This window comes from Gallintestinimicrobium propionicum (assembly GCF_025567525.1).
GTDB lineage: Bacteria > Bacillota > Clostridia > Lachnospirales > Lachnospiraceae > Gallintestinimicrobium > Gallintestinimicrobium propionicum.
The window spans coordinates 1-25,860 of record NZ_JAOQJY010000024.1; the positions used below are offsets into that span (position 1 = coordinate 1).

Genomic DNA, 25,860 nt, shown 5'->3' on the forward strand with positions numbered 1-25,860 from the left:
AAGCGGAAGCAGACCTTGAAAGAGTGCTTGTCATTGACGATAGGGACACACCGCTGACCCTTGCCGATGAGCGCATAGCAAGAGCAATCCGTGAGAACAACGCAAGGCTGGTTATCATTGACCCGGTGCAGGCGTTTATGGGCGCAGATGTGGATATGAACCGGGCAAATGAAGTCCGTCCCATCTTCCGCAGTCTGGGAGACATTGCACAGGCTACAGGGTGCGCTATCGTTCTGATAGGACACCTCAACAAAGCCGCAGGAACGCAAAGCACCTACCGGGGATTAGGCTCTATCGACATTACGGCGGCAGTCCGCAGTCTGCTGTTTATCGGCAAACTGAAAGACAATCCCACAACGAGGGTGCTTATCCATGAGAAAAGCTCTCTTGCACCACCCGGACAGTCCCTTGCTTTTTCTCTGGGAGACGAGAAAGGGTTTGAATGGATAGGTGCTTATGACATTACCGCCGATGAACTGCTTGCCGGAACGGACACAGCCAAGACGGAAAGCAAGACCGCACAGGCAGAAATGCTGATACTGGAACTGCTGGCAAACGGAAAGAAAATGCCAAGTGCAGAGCTGGAAAAAGCGGTCAATGACCGAGGGATTTCCTCACGCACCATGCGAACGGCGAAAAGCCGTATCGGAGACAGGCTCATAACCGAGAAAGACGGCACAGCATGGGTCTGCTATCTCCGAAGCTGACGCAGGAACACGGCAAGCATGGCAAAGACGGCAAGGTTTTTATAGATACCTTAATGTTGCCGCCTTGCCTTGTTCCCTCATACCGACACCGCCCGATGATGAACAGTCACCGGGCATTTTTCATTTACAGGAGGATTTTGAATGAACAATACCGCAACCAACAGCACCACTTGCCCGACTGTCAGAAAGCAGATCGGCAAGACAACCTATATCGTCCGTGTGCATTTCAGCCAGACTGCAAAAGAAACGATGGAGGACAAAATCAAGCGTCTGCTCCGTGAGGAAGTCCGCAAAATGTGACTTCTTTTTTGAATTTGATGAAAAAGTCCTTGACTTTTTGTCTCTGGCAAGACCTTAAAGTCGATTCTGGTGAGCTGCGGCGCACGTCTTGCTCCCTTCGATATTGAGGAAGTCCGTGGTATCACTATGTACGATGAGCTGTCGCTGGATACGGTGGGAGATAAGAAAACGGCTCTGTTCCTCATTATGAGCGATACAGACCCGACTTTTAATTTCCTGATTTCCATGATTTACACACAGCTGTTTAACCTGCTGTGCGAAAAAGCGGATGATGTTTACGGCGGCAGACTGCCGGTGCATGTGCGCTGCCTGATTGATGAGTGTGCGAACATTGGTCAGATTCCGAATCTGGAAAAGCTGGTAGCCACCATCCGATCAAGAGAAATCTCGGCGTGTCTGGTGCTTCAGGCACAGAGCCAGTTGAAGGCAATCTACAAGGACAATGCCGATACCATCATCGGCAATATGGATTCCCGTATTTTTCTTGGCGGTTCGGAGCCGACTACGCTGAAAGAGCTGAATCAGGCACTGGGGAAAGAAACGATTGATCTGTACAACACTTCCGATACCAGAGGTAATAGCCCATCCTACGGCACCAATTACCAAAAAGTCGGGCATGACCTGGCCTCGGTGGATGAACTGTCTGTGTTGGATGGCGGTAAGTGCATTTTGCAACTGCGCGGTGTGAGACCGTTCAAGTCAGATAAATACGATCTGACCCAGCATCCGAACTACAAGCTCACTGCCGGTGCTGATAAGAAAAACACGTTCAGCATCGAGGCGTTTCTTGACCATCGGCTGAAACTCAAGCCCGGTGATAAGTACGAAGTGGTTGATGCAGATCATGCCAAGTAAGTTCGTTCCGGTGACGAAGATGTCATAGGTGTGCTGTTGGCAACAGAATAAGAAGGGGCGGCGAGCTGCCGCCTCTTTACATAGCCAGGTTTCTGATTGGGATTGGAAATCTGGCTATATGTTTGCCCATTTGCAGGTGCACATGCAGATGGAAAATCACTATTCATCAGCCCATAAGGGCGCAACGTACAAGGAGGTACACATTTATGGCATTTTTCAACAGCGCAGTAACCGTTCTTCAGACCCTCGTTATCGCACTGGGTGCCGGCCTCGGCATCTGGGGAGCGATCAACCTGCTGGAAGGCTACGGCAACGACAACCCTGGTGCCAAGTCTCAGGGCATGAAGCAGCTGATGGCCGGTGGCGGTGTAGCACTGATCGGCACGACTCTGGTGCCGCTGCTTTCCGGTCTGTTCGGTTAAGCAAAGGCTGTCGGAGCGAAGATTCCGACCGGGCGGCGAAAGCTGCCTGTTACATAGTCAGGTGCAGGCAATATCCGCAGCTGGCTATTTTCTGCGCTCTCCGGCAGGTGCACATGTTGGAAGTATGGCGCAGAACCGCAGTTTAGAATCGCACCGGCTGATAGGCCGGACAAGTTACAGGAGGACAAATCTATGGCGTTTCTTACTACAACTGCATCGGCACTGTCTCTTTTCTCACAGCTGTTTATGCTTCTGTCCCGGATGGCGAAGCTGTTCGGCGTGTTCGCGTAAGGAAGGAGGCGGCTCATGCAGAGTATCCTTGAACAGATCACAGATTGGCTCAAGAGCATGATCATCAGCGGTATCATGGGAAATCTTTCAGGGATGTTCGATTCGGTCAACCAGCAGGTTGGACAGATCGCAAGCGATGTGGGAACCACACCGGTGAACTTTTCACCTGCGGTTTTCTCTATGATCCGTAACATCTCGGAATCCGTGATCCTGCCCATTGCCGGAATGGTGCTGACATTCATCGCTTGTTATGAGCTGATCCAGATGCTCATCGAGCATAACAATCTGGCAAATTTCGAGACGTGGACATTTTTCAAATGGGTCTTTAAGACCTTTCTGGCAGTGACTCTGATCTCGAACACATTCAATATCACGATGGCTGTCTTTGATGTGGCGCAGCAAGTGATCTCCCGAAGTGGCGGTCTGATTTCCGGCAGTACGTCCGTCAGCGATGCGACCCTGACAGCAATGCAGGCTACACTGGAAGGCATGGACTTGGGACCGCTGCTGGGACTGTATTTGCAGACCTTTGTGGTTCAGGTCACGATGCTGGCGTTGTCGGCTATCATCTTTGTCATCGTGTATGGCCGAATGGTGGAAATTTACCTCATGGTGAGTCTTGCGCCGATTCCGTTCGCAACCTTTGGAAACCATGAGCAGAGCCACACCGGTCAAAACTATCTGCGCTCCCTGTTTGCACTGGGATTCCAGGGGTTTCTTATCATGATCTGTGTAGGCATCTACGCAGTTCTGATTCAGAACCTGTCCTTTTCGGATAACATCATCAGCAGCATTTGGGGCGTTATGGGCTATACGGTTTTGCTGGCATTTACGCTGTTTAAGACGGGAAGCCTCGCAAAATCCGTGTTTGCAGCGCATTAAGGAAGGAGGCATGATTCGTGGCATCTTATATTTCTGTACCGCGTGACCTTTCAAAGGTCAAAACCAAGGTCTTTATGAACCTGACCAAACGGCAGATTTTCTGCTTCGGAGCCGGTGCGCTGATTGGCGTTCCGGTTTTCTTTTTGCTCAAGTCCAGCGGGAATCTGAGCCTTGCTGCACTTGGCATGATGGCAGTGATGCTACCGCTTTTCTTTCTTGCCATGTACGAGAAAGACGGTCAGCCGCTGGAAGTGGTGGCAAAGCACTTCTATGAGGCAAAGTTCAAGAGGCCGAAAACGCGGCCTTACAAAACAAAAAATTACTATGCACTGCTGGTTCAGCAGGCAGACATGGAAATGGAGGTAAATCGCATTGTTCAAAATTCTCGAAAAGCTGACAGCGAAGAATAAAAAGCAGGATGACATCCGAATGCCGTCTCATCTGTCAGCCGCAGAGCAGAAACAGGTGCAGACGGTGATTGACCGAGCAAGGGTTGACCGCACGATTCCGCATTCGGCACAGGAGAGCATTCCTTTTCAGCGGATGTTCCCGGACGGTATCTGCCGTGTGACGGACAACTACTACACCAAAACCATCCAGTTTCAGGATATCAATTATCAGCTGGCACAACAGGAGGATCAGACGGCTATCTTTGAAGAATGGTGCAGCTTCCTGAACTTCTTTGATTCCAGCATCCGCTTTGAGCTTTCTTTTATGAATATGGCTACGGATGCTTCGAATTTTGAGAAGATGGTGCGTATCCCGTACCAGAAGGATCATTTCAATCCGGTGCGCACGGAGTACAGCACCATGCTGCGCCGCCAGCTTGCCCAGGGCAACAACGGCCTGACCAAGACGAAGTACCTGACGTTTGGCATTGAAGCAGAATCCATGAAACAGGCAAAGCCGAGGCTCATTCACATTGAGATTGACCTGATGAACAACTTCAAACGCTTGGGTGTCCGGGCAAAACTGCTGAACGGCAAGGAACGGCTTCATCTGATGCACGATATGTTCCACATGGGCGACCATGACCGGTTCAATTTCGATTGGAAGTGGCTGCCGGAGAGCGGGCTGTCGGTAAAGGACTTTATTGCTCCGACCGGATTTGCCTTTCCGAAGAACCGGATTTTTCAGATGGGCGGGATGTATGGTTCTATGTCCTATCTCCAGATCACAGCTTCCGACCTGTCGGATCAGCTGCTGAAGGACTTTCTGGATATGGAATCCAGCCAGATCGTGACCATGCACATTCAGTCGGTAGACCAGAACAAAGCAATCAAGTCCATTAAGCATACCATCACGGAGCTGGATCGTTCCAAGATTGAGGAACAGAAGAAAGCAGTCCGTTCCGGATACGATATGGACATCATTCCGTCGGATTTGGCGACTTATGGTAAGGACGCAAAGGCATTGCTGAAGGAATTGCAGAGCCAGAATGAGCGTATGTTCCTGCTGACCTTTCTGGTGATGAACACCGGCGAGACGGAGCAGGAGCTAGAGACCAACGTGTTTCAGGCTTCCAGCATCGCACAGAAGTACAACTGCAACCTGCGCCGTCTGGACTTTCAGCAAGAGCAGGGGCTGATGAGCTGCCTGCCGCTGGCACAGAACCTGATTGAGATTCAGCGCAGCATGACTACCAGCAGCACGGCAATTTTCGTGCCGTTTACCACCCAGGAACTGTTTCAGACCGGGAAAGAGGCTCTGTACTATGGGTTGAATGCCCTGTCCAACAACCTGATCATGGTTGACCGGAAAAAGCTCAAGAACCCCAACGGGCTGATTCTTGGTACTCCCGGTTCCGGTAAATCCTTTTCTGCCAAGCGTGAAATCGCCAATGCGTTTCTGGTGACGGATGACGATGTAATCGTGTGCGATCCGGAAGCCGAGTACACGGCTCTGGTGCAGAAATTTGAGGGGCAGGTTATTAAAATCAGCCCTTCCAGCACGCAGTATATCAACCCGATGGACATCAATGCGAACTATTCGGAAGAGGATAATCCGATTGCCCTGAAAGCAGATTTCATCCTGTCCCTGTGTGAGCTGATCGTGGGCGGAAAAGAAGGCTTGCAACCGGTAGAAAAGACGGTCATCGACCGATGTGTTCATCAGATTTACCAGACCTATTTTGAGAATCCGGTGCCGGAGAACATGCCGGTGTTGCAGGACTTGTACGAGGCATTGCTCCGGCAGGATGAAAAGGAAGCACACCATGTGGCAACGGCACTGGAAATCTATGTGACCGGTTCGCTGAACCTATTTAACCACCGCACCAACGTAGATATCAATAACCGGCTGGTCTGCTATGACATCAAGGAGCTGGGCAAGCAGCTGAAAAAGATCGGTATGCTGGTGGTGCAGGATCAGGTCTGGGGGCGTGTAACCGCCAACCGCAATGCCGGTAAAGCCACCCGCTACTATATGGACGAGTTCCATCTGCTTTTGAAAGAAGAGCAGACAGCGGCTTACAGCGTGGAAATCTGGAAGCGATTCCGTAAATGGGGTGGTATTCCCACCGGCATCACCCAGAACGTAAAAGATCTGCTTTCTTCCCGCGAAGTGACGAACATTTTTGAGAACAGCGACTTCATTTATATGCTGAATCAGGCAGCCGGTGACCGTCAGATTCTGGCGGATCAGCTGAATATCAGCCCGCACCAGCTGTCCTATGTGACTCACTCCGGCGAAGGCGAAGGACTGCTGTTCTACGGAAATGTGATTTTGCCGTTCGTTGATCGTTTCCCGACCGATCTGGAACTGTACCGGATTATGACGACAAAATTAACCGAAGTTCAGGAAGCAAAGGAGGCGTAAGCAATGGCTGGCAAGAAAAATCCGAATCTCGGAGACAAGCTGCGGCAGGAGCGCGAGGGTACGGAGAACACCCTTCGCGATTCCAGAAGCAAAACCGCAGATAGCAGTACGGGAGACGGCGGCAAGAAAAAAGCGGAACACCGAAGGCAGATTCGTCACGAGGCCGATCTTGCTAAGATGCGCAGTAAGAAGCTGAAATCAGATCAGGAAGTAAAAGCGAAAAAGAATGCAGCAGCTTCCGGGAAAAAAGGCGGAAAGCCAAAGAAGCCGGGAAATCTTGCGGCAGATGCACTTTCAGCCAAGGCACATCAGAGTGTGCGCAATGCCGACCAGGATAATAATTCTGGTGTGGAGGCAGCGCATTTTACCGAAGGCTCAGCGGAAGGTGCAGCCCGTGCTGGTTCCCGGTTCCAATATGGTCGAAAGCTGCGGCAGTACAAAAAGCTGGAGCGGTTGGAGAAAAAGGCAGATAAAGATGCCGTAGATTCCATCTTTACGGAACGCATGAAGTCTGATCCGCAGGCTGCCTCCAATTTCTTTTCCCGATGGCGGCAGAAGCAGGCCATTAAAAAAGAGTATGCCGCTGCGAAGGCAGGTGCGGCCGCTACGGAGAACACAGCAGCTGGCACAGCCAAAGCTGCGCAGGGTACTGCCAGTATAACGGAAAAGGCATTTCAGTTTGTGCAGAGCCACTCGCATATCATCATCGGTATCGCAGCCGTGGGACTGCTTGTTTTGGTGATTGCCGGGTCGGTTTCGTCCTGCTCCGTCTTGATCAATGGCGGCGGCAATGTGGTGCTGGGGACTTCCTACACGGCAGAAGATGAAGATTTGAAAGGCGTGGAGACGGATTATACCAAGCTGGAAGATAAACTTCGCAAACAAATCGACCGCATTGAAACCGACCATCCGGGCTATGACGAGTATCGCTACAATCTGGCAGAGATCGGACACAATCCCTATGAGCTTGCATCTCTGCTGACCGTAGAATTTGAAAATTACACGAGAAGCCAGGTGCAGGCGCGGCTCCAGAGTATTTTTGAAGCGCAGTATGAGTTGAAGCTGGTGGAAAAGGTGGAAATCCGGACAAGGAAAGAAACTCGTGTGGGTTATAGTTACAATCCAATCACCGGAACCGGGCACACCTACACCTATCAGGTAACGGTACAGTATGAGTATAAAATCCTCAATGTAACGCTGCTCAATCGGGGTATGGACTATGTTGCCAGAAATTCCGGTCTTACAGATGACCAGCTGGAACGCTACGAAGTCACATTGGAGTGCCGGGGCAATCGGGATGACCTGTTTGCAGGCATCGCCTTTGCAACGCCGGATGGCGCAGGTTCCAGCGGAGAATACCAGGATTACGACATTCCGGGCGAGGCTCTGACGGATGAAAAATTCCGAAAGATGATTACCGAAGCAGAAAAATATCTCGGTTATCCCTATGTCTGGGGCGGCAGCTCGCCGAGCACGAGCTTTGATTGTTCCGGCTTTGTCAGCTGGGTCATCAACCACTGCGGCAATGGCTGGCATGTAGACAGACAGACGGCCAATGGTCTGATGGGAAAATGCGACATTATTCCGAAAAGTGAGGCAAAGCCCGGAGACCTGATCTTCTTCCAGAAAACCTACAACACCAGCGGAGCGTCCCATGTGGGCATTTATGTCGGCAACGGGATGATGATTCACTGCGGCAACCCAATTTCCTATGCTTCCACTGAGACGAACTACTGGAGGCAGCACTACTACTGCATGGGAAGAATTCGATAAAAACAGGGCGTTTATTCGCCCGGAAAGGACACAACATGAGTTTGAAACTGGAAAAGATTGCTGCGGAGCGTGAGAAAGCCCGCAGGAAACGCGATGAGTGGGAGGAACGCAGAAAGGAATGGGACAGAAAGTACCACGAGCAGGAAAACAGCGAAATCTGTGAAATGGTACATGCCCAGAGCCTGACCCCGGAACAGCTGGCAGTTATCATTCAGATGGCGCAGGCTGCGGTTCCCAACCCGGAAAATCTGAAACTGGATGAGAAAGAAACGGAGGATATGGAATGAAAAAGATGATGGCAATGCTGCTTGCCAGTGTGATGGCGGCAGGAACCTTTACGACCACTGCATTTGCCTATACGGGCGATGATGTGCAGAAGAACACATCTGTCAGTACCGCTGCGCAGGAAGCGGATGCAGCAGAAAGCGCAAATGCAGGGGAAACGGACAATACCGACAGCATCGAAATCGACTCGGACATGCAGGTGCTGCCGGATGGCTATGAGGTCTCTACGGATGCGGATGGGAACCTGATCGTTACGGTGGGCGGCAAGGAATACAATATCGGCAGCGAAAAGTCCCAAAAGCAGATGGGTACGGTGGTGCCGGGTATCACCAGCCTGCATTTTCGTTCCGGTCCCGGCATGGATCAGGAGATTATCGGATATCTGCATTCCGGCGATACGGTGGAGATTGTCGAAAAATGCGGTGACTGGTATAAGGTAAACTTCAACGGCAAAACCGGGTATGCACATGGAAAGTACCTGAATGTCACGGATTCTGCAAAAGACAGCAGCATGTTCAGTGAAGATGCGCTGAAGCTGTTTCTGGATCTGATGCAGAGCGGAATGTCATCCGAGGATGAGACGGAATCCAGTACAGCTTTGACTCCGGAAGGAAATATGACGCTGGTGGACGATATCGGTGAGGAAGAAGATAAATCCAGCCAGCAGTTCATTACGCTGGTGACAAAGGCGGGCAACACCTTTTATCTGATCATCGACCGCGATAAAGACGGCAACCAGAATGTGCATTTTCTGAATATGGTGGATGAGGCCGATCTGCTTGCGCTGATGGATGAAGAGGAAGCCGCCAAGTATCAGGAGAAGAAACCGGAAGTCACGGAACCTGCTGAAACCGAAAAGCCGAAGGAGACGGAACCTGCACCGGAAGAGCAAAAAACAGAGGGCGAGCAGAAGAAAGCTTCCCCGCTCCCGATGATTATGCTGCTTCTGTTTGTGATCGGTGCAGCCGGTGTCGGCGGTTATCTTTATGTTAAGATGAAGGGCGTAAAGCCTGCGTCCAAGAAAAATCAGTCGGACCCGGATGCGGATTATCACGATGAGGATGAAGACGTACTCCAGCTGCCGGAGGATGATGGTGACGAGGGCGAAGAAGTGGATGTCAACGAGGATTACGAAGCAGAATCGGACGATGAACCTGTCTGATTAACGCAGCGTTGACCGGTGGGGCGGCTGAGAAGCCGTCCCTTTTACATAGCCAAATGGTTTGTGGATGAACTATTTTGAGCCATGAAGCTATGGAATCTGTAGGCGATATCTGATAAAATAGAAAGTAAAAACAGCTCAACAACTCGGGATTTTCTCAGGAGGCTATAAAAATATGATTGGAAGAATTTATCATGTTGGATTGACCGTTTCTGATTTGGATCGCTCGATTGCTTTCTACAGAGACATCCTTGGACTTGAATTTCAAGGAGAAATTTTTATGGAAGGCGAAGAAACAGATAAAATGTTTCGCAAGTCGAATTGCAAAGCAAGGGTCGCTTATTTGAACGGTTCTAAGGTTATTGAAACGCCACCGGTCGAGCTGATTCAGTTCGTAGATAGCGAGATCCATAAAGAACAATCAGACTTGTTTACGACATCCATCTCGGAAGTATGTTTCTATACGGATGACATTGATTCTGTCTATAATATCCTTATCGAAAATCATGTGGAGTGCTTATCTGAACCGCAGTATTTCGACTTTAGAGCAAATGGATTTGGGGAGAGCCGAGCTTTTTATTTCAGAGACCCGGATGGCATTATCCTTGAAATGATGCAGCCTCTTTGATAAGAAATTATAGGTATAGGAAATTGCCAACTTCAAGTTTGTAGACCTAAAACAGAATACCGTTCCTTACATAGCAGTCATGTGCTTCGGTGCCTGGCTGCTAATTTTTTGCGAAAGGAGCAGTATCGAATGAAGCTTGTATTAGCGGAAAAGCCCTCAGTTGCCATGAGCCTCTCGAAGGTGATCGGATCAAATCAGCGCGGGAACGGTTATATGGAGGGCAATGGTTACCTTGTCAGCTGGTGTGTGGGGCATCTGGTGGAACTTTCCCAGCCGGAAGCCTATGATGAAAAATATGCTAAGTGGAGATATGATGATCTTCCAATTTTGCCGGAACATTGGCAGTATCAGGTGTCCGCCAGCACGAAAAAGCAGTTTGGAATCCTGAAAAAGCTCATGCAGAGGAAAGATGTGGAGAGCCTGATCTGTGCAACTGACGCAGGGCGTGAGGGAGAACTGATTTTCCGATTGGTTTACCATCAGTGCGGCTGCAAAAAGCCGGTAGAACGCCTGTGGATTTCCTCAATGGAGGACAGTGCTATCCGGGAAGGCTTTCAGAAGCTCAGACCGGGAACAGAATATGATGCCTTATATGAGGCGGCTTTATGCCGGGAGCGTGCCGACTGGATTGTCGGAATCAACGCAACCCGGCTTTTTTCATGCCTGTATGGGCAGACCCTGAATGTGGGGCGCGTGATGACACCAACGCTTGCGATGGTGGTTATGCGGGATGCAGCTATTCGGGCGTTCAAGCCGGAACCATTCTACTCGGCAGAATTGAAATTCCGGGATTTTCAAGCGGGTGGTGAGCGGATGAAAGCAAAAGCAGATGCAGAAAAACTGGTGGCAGAGTGCTGTCAGGCGGGTAGTGCCATCATTACCAAGGTGGAGCAGAAAGAAAAATCAGAGAAGCCCCCGGCCTTGTTTGATCTGACATCGCTTCAGAGAGAAGCAAACCGGCAGCTGGGATTCACTGCCCAGCAGACCTTGGATTACACGCAGGCTCTGTACGAGAAGAAACTCGTGACCTATCCCCGTACCGACAGCCGGTATCTGACGGATGATATGGCACCGCTTGTGCCGGAACTTGTTTCCGTGATTCAGCAGAGCTTTCAGATTCAGCCAGATGCACCGGCACCGGTGAATACAGCACAGGTCATCAATACCAAGAAAGTTACCGATCACCATGCTATTATCCCTACAAAAACAGCGGCGGGTTATGACATTTCCTCTCTTCCCAGTGGAGAACAGGCGATTCTTACCATGCTGACGGTGCGGCTGATTTGCGCGGTAGGCACTCCCTGCCGCTATGCAGAGACCATAGTAGAAGCCGAGTGCGCCGGTCAGAAGTTCCGCACGAAAGGCAAAACAGTCACGGATATGGGCTGGAGGCAATATGCAGGAAAGGCAGTTGAAGATGCTGAGAAGAATGCAGAGGCAGGTGAACTTCCGATACTTTCGGAAGGCATGACACTGGAACTTGCCGGTGTCGATCTGAAAGAGGGCAAGACCAGCCCGCCTAAGAGATTTACCGAAGATCTTCTGCTTTCAGCGATGGAGAGTGCCAGCTCGGATGAATTTCCGGCTGGTGTAGAGCGAAAAGGCATCGGTACACCAGCTACACGCGCTGCCATCATCGAAAAACTGGTGCAGAAAGGCTTTATCGAGCGTAGGGGTGATAAGAAAACGAAATACCTTTGCTCTACGGACAAGGGAAATGCGCTGGTGACGGTGGTGCCGGAACAGATTCAGTCTCCATCCATGACGGCAGACTGGGAGGAAAAACTGCTGAAAATAGAACACGGCGAGTATGACAGCGATGCCTTTATGGGCGAAATCAGCAGCATGGTTAGCGGACTTGTTAAAACCTACGAGGCTGTAAAAGGAGCCGATGTGCTGATGCAGCCGGAACGCAAGGTCATTGGTTCCTGTCCCGCCTGCGGCAGTGATGTCTGCGAAACGGCAAAAGGATGGTTTTGCAGGGATAAGAGCTGTAAATTTGCGCTCTGGAAGGAAAACAGGTTTTTTCAGACACTGGGAAAGCAGATGACAGAGGAACTGGCAAAGCAACTGGTAAATCGTGGAAAAGCACGGCTTACCCATTGCTATTCCAGGAAGTCCAATCGTTACTATGACACAACCGTTCATGTAGAGACCGGCGAGGACGGTGCAGCAGCATTTAAGCTGGAGTTTGGAGGTAAAAAATGAGCATGAAAATGATGAATGCAGCTTATCTGGTGGATAATGTCGCTCTGCTTTCCTTGCAGGAAAAGCAGGACGGCGTGGAATTCCATTGTTTTGATATGGACAGCAAGGTGCAGATTGCCGAGGGACACATTGGCTGGGATGTGTTGGATAAACAGCCGTTTTCTACGCTGGAAGAAAGCGCGAGGGTGGCAGCACTCAAGGAGATTCCCCAGCTGGACGGTCTTACCGTTGCGCCGGTAGCCCCGGAGATGCTGGAGCAGATGCGCGGCGGCAGAAAGGTTCTTTGGCAGATGAAAAAGGCTGATCCTGAACTGGAGAATGCTAAAAATATCCGGTTTATCACCAGCAGCTACGAGGATCGTTTCAAAATTCCGGATGGCAGTGCGGTAGAGATTGAGTATCCGAATCGGAAATTCTCAGCCCGCTGCGAATATATGGACGAATATCATCTGCGCCTGGGGTATGATGTTCTGCACATTTGCCAGCTGGCAGAAATGCTGGAACGCGGCGGTGGCACATGCCGCCCGGAGCTGTTGATTACGGAGGAACACAGCGCATGGGATTTGGGAAGCAAGGGCTTTCTTGCCATTCAGACCTGTGAGGACGGTTACGACTATACCTTATATCATAAGGACTTCACGGAAATTGACGGTGGACAGATCGACAACCCGGAAATCAGCATGAATGCAGCCAGAGACCAGATTCTTTCGGATTATGGGTTCGGTGGCCGTACCATGACGCGGATTGACTATGATGAACTTTGTGATCGTGCAGAGGATGCAGAAATCAGCAGACGGGAATCTGTGCTGGGTAAACTCTCGGATTTATCTTCCAGAACGGATACGCCTGTGAAAGCTACTAAGGCGAAGGAGACGGAGCGATGAAACACAAGCTCACGAAGGCGGAGCAGGAAACCGTCATCAATTTTGATAATGAACTGGATACCGCCAGCATTTATACCCATGACAGCCGCCTGATTAAGAAGCTTCGGGAACTGCGAAAACAGTATCCGGAGCAGTTTATTTTGGAGCACCGGGAGCATGGGTCGGTCACTTATACGATTCCGAAACGCTGTGTTGGTATCCGACCGCCGTACAGTGAAAAGCGGCGGGAACAGCAGCGACAGGAAGCAAAGGAAAACGGCCTGCCGTTTATGGAGAAGGGAGAAATGAACGATGGCAAGAATTGAAAAATGGGATGAAGTGCATGGAAATCAGGCACCGGACGAAAGAATGATGGCATTTCTCGACAGTGCTACCGACCAGTATGCGATTTTGCAGCTTCGCCGCATCGAGGATACGGTATATGAACGCTTTTCGTCTATGCGCGAACTGGAACGGATGGGGCTGGAACCGGATATTGACCATTATGAAGTGGTTTATACGGCTCCGCTGCTTCCCTACAAGGATCAGAATACGATGTTGGAGGAACTGTATGCGAAATTCAATGTTTCCCGCCCTGATGATTTTACTGGGCATAGTCTTTCTGTGTCTGACATCGTGGCTTTACGGCAGAATGGTGTTGTAAGCTGTCACTATGTGGATTCCATCGGCTTCCAGGAGCTGCCCGGATTTTTGAAACCGGAGAATTATCTGAAAGCCGCAGAAATGGCAATGGAAGACGATTACGGTATGATTGACGGCGTAATCAATAACGGAAAGAAGGAAGAACCGGCGGAGAAAGCATCGGTTCTGGATCAGCTGAAGGAAAAGCAGGAGGCGGTGCCGCCTGCGCCGCCTCGTAGGTGCTGCGAAGAAAAGGAGTTATAAATGCGTTTTACGGATGACGAATGGATGCTCATGATGCTTTACAGTCCTGGCACACGGACAGGGCTGATTGCAGAGCTTCAGATGATGCAGAAAAGTCTGACCGGCAGAGATAGAAACCTGCGCAGGTGGACGGCCTCGCTGCTTGCGAAACTGGCAGAGATGACGGATGCAGAATATGAGGCACTGGATTTGTATCCAGACGAATAAAGGAGAGGAGGAAAAAATAGATGATGACGAAAACGGCTTATTATATGCAGATGGCGCAGGAAGCTGCGGCACAGATCACTGGCAGCAAAGAGCAGTGGACAGCGTTTCTGACCACATCCGCACGGCTTTATAAGTATCCTTTTGCGGAGCAGCTGATGATCTATAAGCAGAGACCAGAAGCGACGGCCTGTGCAGAGTACGATCTCTGGAATGATCGGATGAACCGCTATGTGAAGCGTGGCTCCAAGGGCATTGCTCTTTTGGACATGCGCGGCGAGCAGCCGAAACTGCGGTATGTATTTGATGTGGCAGATACCGGAGAACGGAAGAATTCCCGACCGGTACAGCTCTGGAAAATGAATGCGGAGCATGAGCAGCCAATCATTCGCGCACTGGATACAGCATTTGATGTTTCTGCCGGTGCCGGGTCTCTGGAAAATCATATCATGGAAGCGGCAGAACGCCTTGCAAGGGATTACTGGGAGGAAAACCGCAGGCAGATCAGTGACATCGTTGCAGATTCCTATCTGGAAGGATATGATGAACTCAACATCGGAGCTTCCTTTAAGAGAGCTGCCGCTGTCAGCATCGCATATTCCGTCTTTACCCGGACGGTGGGCAATGCAGATGACTATTTTGAGCACGAGGATTTTCTGGACATCTTTGATTTTAATACGCAGGCTGCCGCCAATGTGCTGGGAACTGCGGTCAGCGAAATGTCCAGCCAGATCTTCCGGGAAATTGAACGCACGATCCGAACCTATGAAAGAGATAAGCAGGCAGAAAGGAGCCAAAACTATGATGGAGCTGAATTACACGAAGAACGGCGATTACCTGATTCCGGACATCCAGTTGTCGGTGCAGGAACAGAAGCCCCTGGGCAAGTACGGGAGGATGCGCAGAGCGTTTCTGCAGGAGAACAACACGCTGCTGTACAATCACCTGATCCTGACCGAGAAGCTGTACCCGCACCTGTGGGAGATTCAGGAGACCGCGACCGCACGGATGGAGCAGATGATGGCGGATCTTCTGAAAGCGAATCCGGCACCGGACAAGAAATCAAACCAGATGGCCTGGGTGCAGCACATGAACATGCTGAAAGCGCAGGCAGAGGAAGTCATTCTGACGGAACTTATCAACAGTTAAACTTCATGAGTCTGTTTCAGTCCGAAGCAGAGCAGATTCAGAAAATTGATGCGGCGGCAGAAAATGCAGCCAAAGAAGCGGAGAGCGAAAAGCCCTCCGCTTTTGTCATTTCTGAGGATGAAATCGACCGGATGCTGCGGACAGGCTCCAATTTTGAAGGCGGAAAGATCCGTATTTATGCGCTGTATCAGCAGCAAGGGGACGCAAAAGAACGAGCTGCATTCTTGAAAGCGGAATACGGTCTCGGTGGCCACAGCTATACCTTTATGGATGGCAGTCGCGGTTTTGCCGATTATAACGGAAGAGGTATTCTGCTTCGCAATTATGACCATGACCGGGAAGTGCGACTCACATGGTCGGCGGTGGATAAGCGGTTAGACCGGCTTGTGGAAAATGATCAGTACCTGACCGCGCTGGAAATGGAAGAGTATCGGAAGCTGGAGCAGGAATACGGCGCGCCGCTTCCTATGCCGACTGCCGCCCATGTGTTTCCGCCAACGCCACCGGAACGCTACGATACCGGAAATGAGCATGTGGACAACATGCTGAATACGGCTGCGGATGTATATGCCCGGAGTGAACTGGCGGCACCACAGCGGTTTACCGTGATGGAGACAGACGATGGTTATGCGGTCTGGGATGATATTCAGGACGGCATTCATGTGGAGCCGGATGGCGTCAGCGAAGAGTTTACCAGCGAATGGGAGGCAGAGACCTACCGCCAGCAGCTAATTGAAAAAGTCCAGGAACGAGAAGCAAAAGACTGGCTCTATGTTGAACAGAGCAAGCAGAATTTGCAGCAGGACATTCCATTCCCAGATGTGGAATCCGAAGAAGCACCGGAATCGGCTCACGCAGAGACAGATCCTCTGGTGCTGGAAATGCAGGAACACGCCAGAGAACTTGCCAGAGAGTCTGGCTATGCACCGGATGAACGGTTTGTGGTCACAATGACCGGCAAGAACTTTCCGGATTCTAAAGATGCGTTTGCCATCTGGGATTATGTCAAAGAAGAGTATTACGGATATTCGGACGGAAAAGTGCAGACATTTGCCGATTATGTGAGTGCGTCAGAGGCGTTGCAGGAGATTCGCGGCAGGAATATGGAGGCTGAAAAAGAGCCTGCAACTGTGCAGCCAGAACCGGCAGCTCTGGTGCAGCCGGATTATCGCGTTGGCGATACGCTGTATCTGGACGGAAAGGCATTTACGATTGAAAAAGTCGGGCTTTTCGATGTGGAACTTCGGGACCCGGATTCCGTGTATCCGATCTTCCGCTCGGAAAGCAAGGAAAATCTGGCAAGAATTTTGGGGCATGAGGAAAATGTTCACCTGCACAATCTGGTGGTTGATCTGAATCCCGGCAGAGAAAAGCAAAGTGAGGAACAAAAATCGGTAATTCCAGAGACAGCGCCGGAGAACACTCATGCAGAAAACTATCGTATCAACAGCTTTCATCTTGGCGAAGGCAGTCCCAAACAGAAATTCCGTGCCAACATGGATGCTATCTACACGCTGAAAACCTTAGAAAACCAGCACAGGGATGCGACACCGGAAGAACAGGAAACACTGGCCAATTATGTCGGCTGGGGCGGGCTGGCAGATGCATTTGACGCAGAGAAAGCTGCCTGGACAGGCGAATATAAGGAACTGAAAGCAGCTCTTACGGAAGAAGAATATGCCGCAGCCAGGGCTTCGACTCTGAATGCGCACTACACCAGTCCTACCGTGATCCGTGCAATCTATGAAGCGTTGGACGGTATGGGATTTGAGAAAGGCAATATTCTGGAACCGTCGATGGGTGTCGGCAACTTCTTCGGTATGCTGCCAGATTCCATGCTGGGAAGCAGACTGTATGGTGTGGAACTGGATTCCATCACAGGGCGTATTGCGCAGAAGCTGTATCCGCAGGCAGAAATCAAGGTGGCAGGTTTTGAAACCACCGACCGCCGCGATTTCTATGATCTGGCCGTGGGCAATGTGCCATTTGGCAACTACCGTGTCAGCGATAAACCCTATGATAAGCTCGGTTTTTCTATCCACAACTATTTCTTTGCCAAGGCATTGGATCAGGTTCGTCCCGGTGGCATCGTGGCCTTTGTTACCAGCCGCTATACGATGGATTCCAAGAATCCGGACGCACGAAAGTATCTGGCGCAGCGGGCAGAACTGCTGGGAGCCATCCGACTTCCCAATAACGCATTCCGTGCCAATGCCGGTACAGATGTAGTGTCGGATATCATTTTCCTGCAAAAGAGAGACCATCCCATTGATATCGAACCGGATTGGGTGCATCTGGGGCTGACTTCGGAGGGCATTACCCTTAACAGCTACTTTGTTGACCACCCGGAAATGGTGCTGGGTGAGATTACAACGGAAAGCACCCAGTACGGCAAGGAAGAATGTACAGTCATTCCGATTCCGGATGCAGATCTGGGAGACCAGCTGCATGAGGCTGTGCAACATATCGGCGGCCACTATGAAGCGCAGGAGCTGGCACCGGAGGAAGAACTGTCCTTGCAGGGCGAAACCATTCCGGCAGACCCCAATGTAAAGAACTTCTCCTATGCAGTGGTGGATGGGAATGTCTACTTCCGTGAGAACAGCATCATGCGGAAGGCTGACCTTTCTGCGACAGCCACCGGAAGAATCAAGGGCATGGTGGAGCTTCGCACCATCGTGCAGGAACTGATTGACTACCAGCTAAACGATTACCCGGAGGACACGATTGCCCAGAAACAGCGGGAACTGAATGTAGCCTATGACCGATTCGCCGATCAGTATGGGCTTATCAACTCCCGTGCAAATGCACAGGCTTTTTCGGAAGATTCGTCGTATTATCTGCTCTGCTCTCTGGAAAATGTAGACGAAAACGGCAGGCTGGAATCCAAGGCGGATATGTTCACCAAACGGACGATTCGACCGGAACGGGCTGTTACCAGTGTAGATACTCCGGCAGAGGCTCTGGCAATCTCCATCGGAGAGCGCGGCAGAGTGGATTTGCCCTATATGTCGGAGCTTTTAGGCACACCGGGGGAATATGAAAAAATCCAGCAGGAACTGCATGGTGTCATTTTCAAAGACCCGATGACGCAGGGCGGCGAGGAAACCGGCTGGGTGACGGCTGATGAATATCTGTCCGGCAATGTCCGGGAAAAACTCCGCGTGGCAGAACTGGCTGCGGCTTCTGATCCTGCCTTTGCGGTAAATACAGAATATCTGAGAAAGGCACAGCCGAAAGACCTGGATGCGTCGGAGATTGATGTGCGCCTTGGTGCCACATGGGTCAATCGGGATTATATCCAGCAGTTCATGGAAGAAACCTTTGAACCGCCGTTTTATCTGCGCCGGAACATCGAGGTGAAATTCTCTCCCATGACGGCAGAGTGGCAGATCACCGGTAAGAGTACACCGAGCCGGAATGATGTTCATGCCTATATGACCTACGGCACCAGCCGAGCTAACGCCTACCGGATTCTGGAGGATACGCTGAATCTGCGGGATATCCGTATCTACGATACCGTGGAGGATGCAGACGGCAAGCAGAAGCGGGTTCTGAATAAAAAGGAGACCACCCTCGCTCAGCAGAAACAGCAGGCCATTAAGGATGCGTTCCAGAACTGGGTGTGGAAAGACCCTTATCGCCGTGCGGAACTGGTGGAAAAGTATAACGAGCTGTTCAACAGTACTCGTCCCCGTGAGTACAATGGCTCCCATATCCGCTTTGGCGGCATGAATCCGGAAATCCGGCTGCGGGAACACCAGCAGAATGCCATTGCCCATGTGCTGTACGGTGGTAATACGCTGCTGGCCCACGAGGTAGGTGCCGGCAAGACCTTCGAGATGGCCGCTTCTGCTATGGAGGCAAAGCGGCTGGGACTGTGCCAGAAATCTATGTTCGTTGTTCCGAATCATTTGACCCTTCAGTGGGCAAACGAGTTCCTGCGCCTGTATCCGAGTGCAAAATTGCTGGTGGCAAGCAAAAAGGACTTTGAAACCGCCCGCAGAAAGAAGTTCTGTGCACGAATTGCCACCGGCGATTACGATGCGGTCATCATCGGGCATTCCCAGTTTGAGAAAATCCCAGTGTCCGCAGAACGGCAGGAGCGAATTTTGACTGCCCAGATTGATGAAATCGAAAACGCCATTGCTGAGATGAAATCCCAGAATGGCGAACGCTTCTCCATCAAACAGATGGAAAAGACCCGGAAAGGATTGGAGGCGAGATTGGAGAAACTCCGGGCAACCGACCGAAAAGACGATGTGATTACCTTTGAGCAGCTGGGCGTGGACCGGCTGTTCGTAGACGAGGCACACGCGTTTAAGAACCTGTTCCTCTACACAAAAATGCGCAATGTTGCAGGCTTGTCCACTTCGGAAGCGCAGAAATCTTCGGATATGTTTATGAAGTGCCAATATATGGACGAGTTGACAGGCGGGCGCGGCATCATTTTTGCGACCGGCACCCCGGTCAGTAACAGCATGACGGAACTTTACACTATGATGCGGTATCTCCAGTACGGCACGTTGCAGCAGAAAGGGCTGACCCATTTCGACAGCTGGGCTTCTACCTTTGGTGAGACCACCACAGCCATTGAGCTGGCACCGGAAGGAACCGGATACCGGGCAAGAACAAGATTTGCGAAATTCTTCAACCTGCCGGAGCTGATGAACATGTTTAAGGAAGTGGCGGATATCAAGACTTCCGATCAGCTGCATCTGCCGGTGCCGGAGGCAAAGTTTGAAACCGTGGTGGTGCAGCCTTCGGAGCATCAGCAGGCGATGGTGGCGGAGCTTTCGGAACGGGCGGCGGCTGTGCATTCTGGTGTGGTAGACCCGTCGGTCGATAACATGCTGAAAATCACATCGGATGGCAGAAAGCTGGGGCTGGATCAGCGGCTGATGAATCCTCTCCTGCCGGATGACCCCAACAGCAAGCTCAATGCCTGTGTGCGGAATGTGCTTCGTATTTATGAAGAAGGGCAGTCGGACAAGCTGACCCAGCTGCTTTTCTGCGACCTCAGCACACCGAAGAACGATGGGACCTTCAATGTCTATGAGGATATCCGCGCTAAACTCATCCAGTCAGGTGTACCGGAGGAAGAAATCGCATTTATCCATGATGCTGATACTGAGGCAAAAAAGAAAGATTTGTTTGCCAAAGTCCGTACCGGACAGGTTCGGGTGTTGTTAGGTTCGACACAGAAGATGGGCGCAGGCACGAACGTGCAGGACAGGCTGGTGGCCGTGCATCATCTGGATGTGGGCTGGCGGCCTGCGGACATGACCCAGCGAAATGGTCGTATCATCCGTCAGGGAAACCGAAACAAAGAGGTGCAGGTTTATCAGTATGTGACGGAAGGAACCTTTGACGCTTATCTCTATCAGACACTGGAGAATAAGCAGAAGTTTATCAGCCAGATCATGACCAGCAAATCTCCGGTACGTTCCTGTGATGATGTAGATGGGCAGGCTCTTTCCTATGCGGAGATCAAAGCACTTTGTGCAGGAGACCCGCAGATTAAGGAGAAAATGGATTTGGATGTGGATGTTGCAAGGCTGAAAGTATTGAAGGCAGACCATCAGAGCCAGCAGTACCGATTGGAGGATAAGCTGATGAAATATTTCCCTGCGGAGATTGAAAAAACGCAGGGGTTCATCAAGAGCTTTCAGTCGGATATTCGGACGGTGGCGGCACATCCGCTGCCGGAAGAAGGGTTCTGCGGCATGGAAGTAAATGACACACGCTTTACTGAAAAAGCAGAGGCCGGTGAAGCAATCCTCGCAATCTGTAAAACCAATCAGAGTTTGGAGCCAGTGCCGCTTGGCAGCTATCGCGGTTTCAAGATGGAGTTGTCATTTGACAGCTTCCAGAAAGAGTATCAGGTGCTGCTGAAAGGCGAGATGACCCACCGAGTGCCCATCGGCACCAGTGCTGCTGGCAATATCCAGCGTCTGGACAATGCTCTTGCCGGGATTCCAGCAAGGCTGGAAAAGGCGGAACAGCAGTTGGACAATCTTAGGAGCCAGCAGGAAGCGGCGCAGGCCGAGCTTGGAAAGCCATTTCCCCAGGAGGCAGAACTGGCAGAAAAGAGTGCAAGACTGGCAGAACTGGACGCACTGCTGAATATGGATGACCGTGGAAATGATGATCCTGACCGTGAGAGAACAACGGAAAAACCGTCTGTCCTGGCAGAGCTACGTGACCGTGCCGGTCGCATTCCGCCGATGGCACATCGAGATGATGAGGAGGTGGCACTATGAGTGTTCGGGAACACTGGATCAACGTCCGGGTAAATCCGGAAGAGCTGGCAAGGATTCGTGAAAAGCAGAAGGAATTGGGTATTCGGAACACCGGTGCCTATATGAGAAAAATGGCGATGGACGGGTACTGCGTGAATCTTGATTTGTCGGATGTGGCGCAGGTATCCACTCTTCTTCGCCGATGCAGCAACAACCTGAACCAGTACGCAAAACGAGCCAATGAATCCGGAAGCATCTATGCGGAGGATATCCGGGATTTGCAGAAGCGGCTGGATGAACTCTGGGAGATGCAGAAGCTGATCCTGAAGAGGCTTTCCGGTATTCGCTGACAGCGCAAACGTGCGGGATTTTTACAGCACATGGCACAGATGAAACTGTCTGTGCCGTTACATATTTTTTGCAGGTCTTCCTGTTGACATCGTGGTGTTTGACAAGCGGGTACGATAAAATGAAGATGAAAAGAAAAGCGAAGGGGTGAAATCCATGAAGATCGTATGTTTTTTGTTGAAGCTGGTGCTGAAAATCCTCTTGCTGCCGGTTGCGTTTCTGCTGCGATTTCTGTGCTTTATCTGGAATCTGCTGATGCAGCTATCCCTGTGGGTACTTTCGCCGGTTATGCTTTTCGTTCTTGGCTGCGGCATTTATTCTGTGGTTCGGGCGAGCTGGACGGATGTGTTCCTGCTGACCCTGATTGAGATGGGACTGTTCGCAGCTGCGGTTGGAGCGGGCGGCATCATGGAACTGATGGAACGGCTGTGCGAGTGTGTAGAGGATGTTTTGACAATTTGAGTTCAGGAGGGATTCGATGGATATTCAGTTTATGAAAGATTATTATGATTTACGGTACGAGGAAACAGATGGAGAGAATCATTTTGTGGAAGAGACTGCTTATCAGGAAAAACAGTCTGAGCAATCGAAGATGGAAGACCAGCTGATGGAAATGGTGGGCGGCAGCGAATCTAATGTGTGGAAGCTGTACGAAAGCATCATGTGTGTCTATTTCGATATGGAAGAGATCATCAAGCAGGCCGTTTATTTGCAGGGAGCTTATGACCGAGAACGGATGCTAAAATGAGAATATTGGATTGGTAAGAGCTGCCTTTGGGTGGCTCTTTTTAGATGGAGGAATAAGGAATGGCGGCTACAAGACTAATCGCGCTGCATATCAATAAAGGAAAGACGGTAGCGCAGTGTCTGGCTGACCGTACTGATTATTCTGAGAATGCAGCAAAGACGGAAGATGGAAAATATATCAGCGCGTATGCCTGTGATGCAAAGACCTGTGATGAAGAATTTCTGCTTTCCAAACGGCAGTATGAGCATATCACCGGTAGAACCCAGGCGCATGATGTGATTGCATATCAGATTCGGCAATCTTTTAAGCCCGGAGAAATCACGCCGGAGGAGGCGAACAAGGTTGGATATGAGACGGCCATGCGCTTTACTAAGGGAAAACATGCCTTTATCGTGGCTACCCATGTTGATCGTGCACACATTCATAACCACATTATTTTTAATTCGACTACATTAGACAGCACCAGAAAATTCCGAGATTTTCGCTTATCCGGTCTTGCACTGGCAAGGCTCAGTGATATCGTCTGTCTGGAACACCGGTTGTCGGTCATTATCCGGAAGCCCTATGGAGAGCGGCAGAAGAGAACGGAATACCCGGTGAAAAAATCGCAGCGGGATGAAATCTGCGAGGCCATTGATGCAGCATTGGCAAGAAAACCGAAAGACTTCCGGGAACTGATTGGAATTTTGCAGGAAGCAGGGTACGAGTATAAAGATGGAAAACAGCCTGCACTGCGGGGAAAAGGCCATGCCAGATTTGCCCGCTTCCGCTCTCTTGGCAAAGGATATTCGGTCGAAGAACTCTGCGAAGTGATTGCTGGGAATGTGGTTCATAAAAGCAAATTTGCAGAGAAAACCCGCACAAGCGCAAGGTCAGCACAGGTGCATCAAAAGGCAGAGCTGTCGTTCCTTATTGATGTCCGTGCCAAAATGCAAGCAGGCAAAGGCGCGGGATATGCGCGTTGGGCGAAAGTATTCAATCTGAAGCAGATGGCAAAAGCCATGATGTTCATGGAAGAGCATGGAATCAAGAGCTATGCAGAGCTGAAGGAAAAGGCGGATGGAATTTCTGAAAAATGCGATGCGCTGCTGGAATCTGTAAAAGCAGATGAGGTACGGATGTCGGAAATGTCGGTACTGAGGAAGCATCTAATCAATTATGCCAAGACAAAAGATGTTTTTGCTGCGTATAAAGCATCCGGCTACGACCGGGAGTTCTATGAAGCCCATCGGGATATGCTGGCCTTGCGCAGCGCAGCAAAAAAGGCGTTTGATGCCTATAAGAAAGAGAACGGTTCTGACAAAAAGCTCCCGCGCATCAGCGAGCTGAACACAGAGTATTCAATGCTTCTGGAACGAAAGAAAAGCTCCTATGCAGAGTACCGCGAGACCAAAGCGGAAATGCAGGATTGGCTTGTGGCACAGAAGATTGTGCAGGAAATCCTAAAAGAGGACGAGCAGAAAAAAGAGCAGATGCATGAGCAGGGAGAAGAAAATAGAGAGAATAGTAGATGATGGAATGCAGTGCAGGACAGAAAAATCTTCCTGCGCTGCTTTTTTTTGCGCGTATCAAAATACAGGCACCCTGTGTGCATAATAATGTACATTGCATCTGTCATTCTATGTTTGGAAGATATATAATAATATCGAAGCGAATGATGAGAATGTTCTAAATACAAAAAGAAAGAGGAAGACAAGATGTCAGTATGGAGATTACAGGTGAATACAGGAGGCACAAATGTTGCCGACTATTGCTTGAAAAATCATGTCGCAGCAATGGGATGGAGTCTTCGTGAATTAACCCAGGCAGAACGTTCTGGGATACATACATTTTTGGATTACTGTAATCTGGCAAGAACTCAGTACAAATCATTCGACAGTGTATGCCGCATGGTAGAGGATGTGAAAGAAGGAGACCTCCTATGGATGCGCTCAAGAAATGAAGGGAAATACTATATTGCGAGAGTTAAGGTGAACAGTACCTGGGTGTTTCGCGAAGATGCAGTACAGATGGATGCAGCGAATCAGTTGACCAATATAGACTGGTATCCAGCTACAGATAAGGCAGATGAAGAATCTGTTCCTGGTGCTGTGGCAACATCATTTATTATGGGTTCAACCATCCAGAGAATTAAGAAAAATGGAGTGGAAGAATACAGTCAGATGTTGTATAACCGTGTCCACGATTCAGCGCTGGATCTATTCAATTATCCCGATCCAGCCCTCTCGTTATGTGAGAAGCATTTTTACAGCCTGCTTCAGCCGGAAGATGTTGAGGATTTACTTGCGCTGTGGCTGTATGATACGAAAGGTTACGTTTGCATTCCATCGACAAATAAAATTGCTACGCCAAAGTATGAGTGCGTTTTGGTTGATCCAAATGACCTGAACCGAAAGCATATTTACATTCAGGTAAAGAAGGGTGATGTTGATCTCAATACAGATGACTATTCCGGCCTGAATGGTGAAGTGTATTTGCTTACAACAGAAGGAAACGTTCAGAATGCACAGAAATATTCAAATGTGAAAGTAGCAGATCCAACGGTTATCTATGAATTTGCGATCAATCCGGATAAGTCTCATATCATTCCGGAGAATGTTTTATACTGGGTGAAGTTTCTGACAGAAATAGAAAATAATCGTTTGAAGTTTTCTGCGTGTAAAGGAATCATGTTTGATACGAATATCTCGTATTCAGATACAAATGAATCCGAGATGATTCTCGGAAACAAAATAGCGGCATATGGAGATGCCAAACGGTATATCGACAGCTTTCGCAAAGATGACTATGCTCTTTTTTATTCCAAAGGAAGAGGAATTATTGCAGTTGGACAGATAGTTACAGACACACCAACGGAAGTGGGTGATGAAAAATATCATAGTGTCAGAATGATTGTGCCGGAAAATTTCAATGGAGATGTTAAAGCATTGCCTGCTCTTTCTCCGAATGAGATTAAAACAATTTTGAAGCGGAATTTTTATTGGGCATCGACAATCAAAACACCATTCCTTACAGGAGTACAGGTTGAGATGTTGATTCGTGAACTGAAAAAGAAGCATATCTAACGAGG

At 50.0% G+C, this 25,860-nt stretch carries 22 protein-coding genes and 1 pseudogene; all 23 read left to right on the forward strand.

What is annotated here, in order from left to right; translation table 11 throughout:
* The coding region (locus tag OCV62_RS14945) for an AAA family ATPase (RefSeq protein WP_262587688.1) at positions 1-707 on the forward strand (707 nt) is incomplete at its 5' end.
* Between the two features lie 141 nt (positions 708-848).
* A complete protein-coding gene (locus OCV62_RS14950; RefSeq protein ID WP_081016876.1) occupies positions 849-1,007 on the forward strand; it encodes a transposon-encoded TnpW family protein in 159 nt (52 codons plus the stop codon).
* A 42-nt stretch (positions 1,008-1,049) separates the two neighbouring features.
* Positions 1,050-1,862, forward strand: a pseudogene (locus OCV62_RS14955) (VirD4-like conjugal transfer protein, CD1115 family); the annotation flags it as partial.
* A 206-nt stretch (positions 1,863-2,068) separates the two neighbouring features.
* Positions 2,069-2,284: a Maff2 family mobile element protein gene (locus OCV62_RS14960; protein WP_002576404.1), complete on the forward strand. Its 216-nt coding sequence runs from the start codon at positions 2,069-2,071 to the stop codon at positions 2,282-2,284.
* 306 nt (positions 2,285-2,590) lie between these two features.
* A complete protein-coding gene (locus OCV62_RS14965) occupies positions 2,591-3,457 on the forward strand; it encodes a VirB6/TrbL-like conjugal transfer protein, CD1112 family (RefSeq protein ID WP_262587691.1) in 867 nt (288 codons plus the stop codon).
* A gap of 17 nt (positions 3,458-3,474) precedes the next feature.
* Positions 3,475-3,867 carry a PrgI family protein gene (locus tag OCV62_RS14970; protein WP_118728666.1) on the forward strand — a complete coding sequence of 131 codons (393 nt, stop codon included), beginning with the start codon at positions 3,475-3,477 and terminating at the stop codon, positions 3,865-3,867.
* Between the two features lie 19 nt (positions 3,868-3,886).
* Positions 3,887-6,274, forward strand: coding sequence for a VirB4-like conjugal transfer ATPase, CD1110 family (locus OCV62_RS14975; RefSeq protein WP_262587750.1), 2,388 nt, complete (start codon positions 3,887-3,889; stop codon positions 6,272-6,274).
* Positions 6,275-6,277: 3 nt separating this feature from the next.
* Positions 6,278-8,047, forward strand: coding sequence for a C40 family peptidase (locus OCV62_RS14980; RefSeq protein ID WP_262587694.1), 1,770 nt, complete (start codon positions 6,278-6,280; stop codon positions 8,045-8,047).
* Between the two features lie 35 nt (positions 8,048-8,082).
* Complete coding sequence (locus OCV62_RS14985; protein WP_013274293.1) at positions 8,083-8,334, forward strand: DUF4315 family protein; 252 nt, start codon at positions 8,083-8,085, stop codon at positions 8,332-8,334.
* Entirely contained in the window at positions 8,331-9,494 is a 1,164-nt protein-coding gene (locus OCV62_RS14990; RefSeq protein WP_262587696.1) for a CD1107 family mobile element protein, read from the forward strand. Before OCV62_RS14985 ends, OCV62_RS14990 begins: the two co-directional genes overlap by 4 nt.
* Before the next feature lie 175 nt (positions 9,495-9,669).
* Positions 9,670-10,122, forward strand: coding sequence for a VOC family protein (locus OCV62_RS14995; protein ID WP_097783062.1), 453 nt, complete (start codon positions 9,670-9,672; stop codon positions 10,120-10,122).
* Positions 10,123-10,251: 129 nt separating this feature from the next.
* On the forward strand, positions 10,252-12,330 hold the full coding sequence (locus OCV62_RS15000) for a DNA topoisomerase 3 (protein ID WP_262587700.1): 2,079 nt from the start codon (positions 10,252-10,254) through the stop codon (positions 12,328-12,330).
* A complete protein-coding gene (locus OCV62_RS15005; protein ID WP_262587702.1) occupies positions 12,327-13,214 on the forward strand; it encodes an LPD16 domain-containing protein in 888 nt (295 codons plus the stop codon). The genes OCV62_RS15000 and OCV62_RS15005 overlap by 4 nt, the downstream gene beginning before the upstream one ends.
* Positions 13,211-13,519, forward strand: coding sequence for an immunoglobulin (locus tag OCV62_RS15010; protein WP_173859825.1), 309 nt, complete (start codon positions 13,211-13,213; stop codon positions 13,517-13,519). Before OCV62_RS15005 ends, OCV62_RS15010 begins: the two co-directional genes overlap by 4 nt.
* Entirely contained in the window at positions 13,506-14,099 is a 594-nt protein-coding gene (locus OCV62_RS15015; protein WP_101871407.1) for a YodL domain-containing protein, read from the forward strand. The genes OCV62_RS15010 and OCV62_RS15015 overlap by 14 nt, the downstream gene beginning before the upstream one ends.
* Positions 14,100-14,306, forward strand: coding sequence for a transposon-transfer assisting family protein (locus OCV62_RS15020; RefSeq protein ID WP_101871406.1), 207 nt, complete (start codon positions 14,100-14,102; stop codon positions 14,304-14,306). It begins immediately after the preceding gene.
* An 801-nt stretch (positions 14,307-15,107) separates the two neighbouring features.
* Positions 15,108-15,452, forward strand: a complete 345-nt coding sequence (locus tag OCV62_RS15025) for a TnpV protein (protein WP_227148148.1) — start codon at positions 15,108-15,110, stop codon at positions 15,450-15,452.
* A gap of 266 nt (positions 15,453-15,718) precedes the next feature.
* A complete protein-coding gene (locus tag OCV62_RS18545) occupies positions 15,719-21,715 on the forward strand; it encodes a DEAD/DEAH box helicase family protein (RefSeq protein WP_334308300.1) in 5,997 nt (1,998 codons plus the stop codon).
* Positions 21,712-22,044, forward strand: coding sequence for a plasmid mobilization protein (locus OCV62_RS15035; protein ID WP_002576391.1), 333 nt, complete (start codon positions 21,712-21,714; stop codon positions 22,042-22,044). Before OCV62_RS18545 ends, OCV62_RS15035 begins: the two co-directional genes overlap by 4 nt.
* 154 nt (positions 22,045-22,198) lie before the next feature.
* Positions 22,199-22,504: a hypothetical protein gene (locus OCV62_RS15040; protein WP_112120970.1), complete on the forward strand. Its 306-nt coding sequence runs from the start codon at positions 22,199-22,201 to the stop codon at positions 22,502-22,504.
* Between the two features lie 16 nt (positions 22,505-22,520).
* Complete coding sequence (locus OCV62_RS15045; RefSeq protein WP_008396502.1) at positions 22,521-22,790, forward strand: hypothetical protein; 270 nt, start codon at positions 22,521-22,523, stop codon at positions 22,788-22,790.
* A 59-nt stretch (positions 22,791-22,849) separates the two neighbouring features.
* On the forward strand, positions 22,850-24,304 hold the full coding sequence (locus tag OCV62_RS15050; RefSeq protein ID WP_242410990.1) for a relaxase/mobilization nuclease domain-containing protein: 1,455 nt from the start codon (positions 22,850-22,852) through the stop codon (positions 24,302-24,304).
* A 183-nt stretch (positions 24,305-24,487) separates the two neighbouring features.
* Complete coding sequence (locus OCV62_RS15055) at positions 24,488-25,855, forward strand: hypothetical protein (protein ID WP_262587711.1); 1,368 nt, start codon at positions 24,488-24,490, stop codon at positions 25,853-25,855.
* Positions 25,856-25,860: the final 5 nt, after the last annotated feature.

What these genes read in the sequence shown, in the direction of transcription:
- OCV62_RS15015 (WP_101871407.1), top strand. Translation starts at nt 13,506, where the DNA reads ATGGCAAGAATTGAAAAATGGGATGAAGTGCATGGAAATCAGGCACCG.
- OCV62_RS15000 (WP_262587700.1), top strand. Translation starts at nt 10,252, where the DNA reads ATGAAGCTTGTATTAGCGGAAAAGCCCTCAGTTGCCATGAGCCTCTCG.
- OCV62_RS15035 (WP_002576391.1), top strand. Translation starts at nt 21,712, where the DNA reads ATGAGTGTTCGGGAACACTGGATCAACGTCCGGGTAAATCCGGAAGAG.
- OCV62_RS14985 (WP_013274293.1), top strand. Translation starts at nt 8,083, where the DNA reads ATGAGTTTGAAACTGGAAAAGATTGCTGCGGAGCGTGAGAAAGCCCGC.
- OCV62_RS15005 (WP_262587702.1), top strand. Translation starts at nt 12,327, where the DNA reads ATGAGCATGAAAATGATGAATGCAGCTTATCTGGTGGATAATGTCGCT.
- OCV62_RS14980 (WP_262587694.1), top strand. Translation starts at nt 6,278, where the DNA reads ATGGCTGGCAAGAAAAATCCGAATCTCGGAGACAAGCTGCGGCAGGAG.
- OCV62_RS18545 (WP_334308300.1), top strand. Translation starts at nt 15,719, where the DNA reads ATGGATGGCAGTCGCGGTTTTGCCGATTATAACGGAAGAGGTATTCTG.
- OCV62_RS15020 (WP_101871406.1), top strand. Translation starts at nt 14,100, where the DNA reads ATGCGTTTTACGGATGACGAATGGATGCTCATGATGCTTTACAGTCCT.
- OCV62_RS14975 (WP_262587750.1), top strand. Translation starts at nt 3,887, where the DNA reads ATGCCGTCTCATCTGTCAGCCGCAGAGCAGAAACAGGTGCAGACGGTG.
- OCV62_RS14995 (WP_097783062.1), top strand. Translation starts at nt 9,670, where the DNA reads ATGATTGGAAGAATTTATCATGTTGGATTGACCGTTTCTGATTTGGAT.
- OCV62_RS14965 (WP_262587691.1), top strand. Translation starts at nt 2,591, where the DNA reads ATGCAGAGTATCCTTGAACAGATCACAGATTGGCTCAAGAGCATGATC.
- OCV62_RS14950 (WP_081016876.1), top strand. Translation starts at nt 849, where the DNA reads ATGAACAATACCGCAACCAACAGCACCACTTGCCCGACTGTCAGAAAG.
- OCV62_RS15025 (WP_227148148.1), top strand. Translation starts at nt 15,108, where the DNA reads ATGGAGCTGAATTACACGAAGAACGGCGATTACCTGATTCCGGACATC.
- OCV62_RS15040 (WP_112120970.1), top strand. Translation starts at nt 22,199, where the DNA reads ATGAAGATCGTATGTTTTTTGTTGAAGCTGGTGCTGAAAATCCTCTTG.
- OCV62_RS15010 (WP_173859825.1), top strand. Translation starts at nt 13,211, where the DNA reads ATGAAACACAAGCTCACGAAGGCGGAGCAGGAAACCGTCATCAATTTT.
- OCV62_RS15050 (WP_242410990.1), top strand. Translation starts at nt 22,850, where the DNA reads ATGGCGGCTACAAGACTAATCGCGCTGCATATCAATAAAGGAAAGACG.
- OCV62_RS14990 (WP_262587696.1), top strand. Translation starts at nt 8,331, where the DNA reads ATGAAAAAGATGATGGCAATGCTGCTTGCCAGTGTGATGGCGGCAGGA.
- OCV62_RS14960 (WP_002576404.1), top strand. Translation starts at nt 2,069, where the DNA reads ATGGCATTTTTCAACAGCGCAGTAACCGTTCTTCAGACCCTCGTTATC.
- OCV62_RS15055 (WP_262587711.1), top strand. Translation starts at nt 24,488, where the DNA reads ATGTCAGTATGGAGATTACAGGTGAATACAGGAGGCACAAATGTTGCC.
- OCV62_RS15045 (WP_008396502.1), top strand. Translation starts at nt 22,521, where the DNA reads ATGGATATTCAGTTTATGAAAGATTATTATGATTTACGGTACGAGGAA.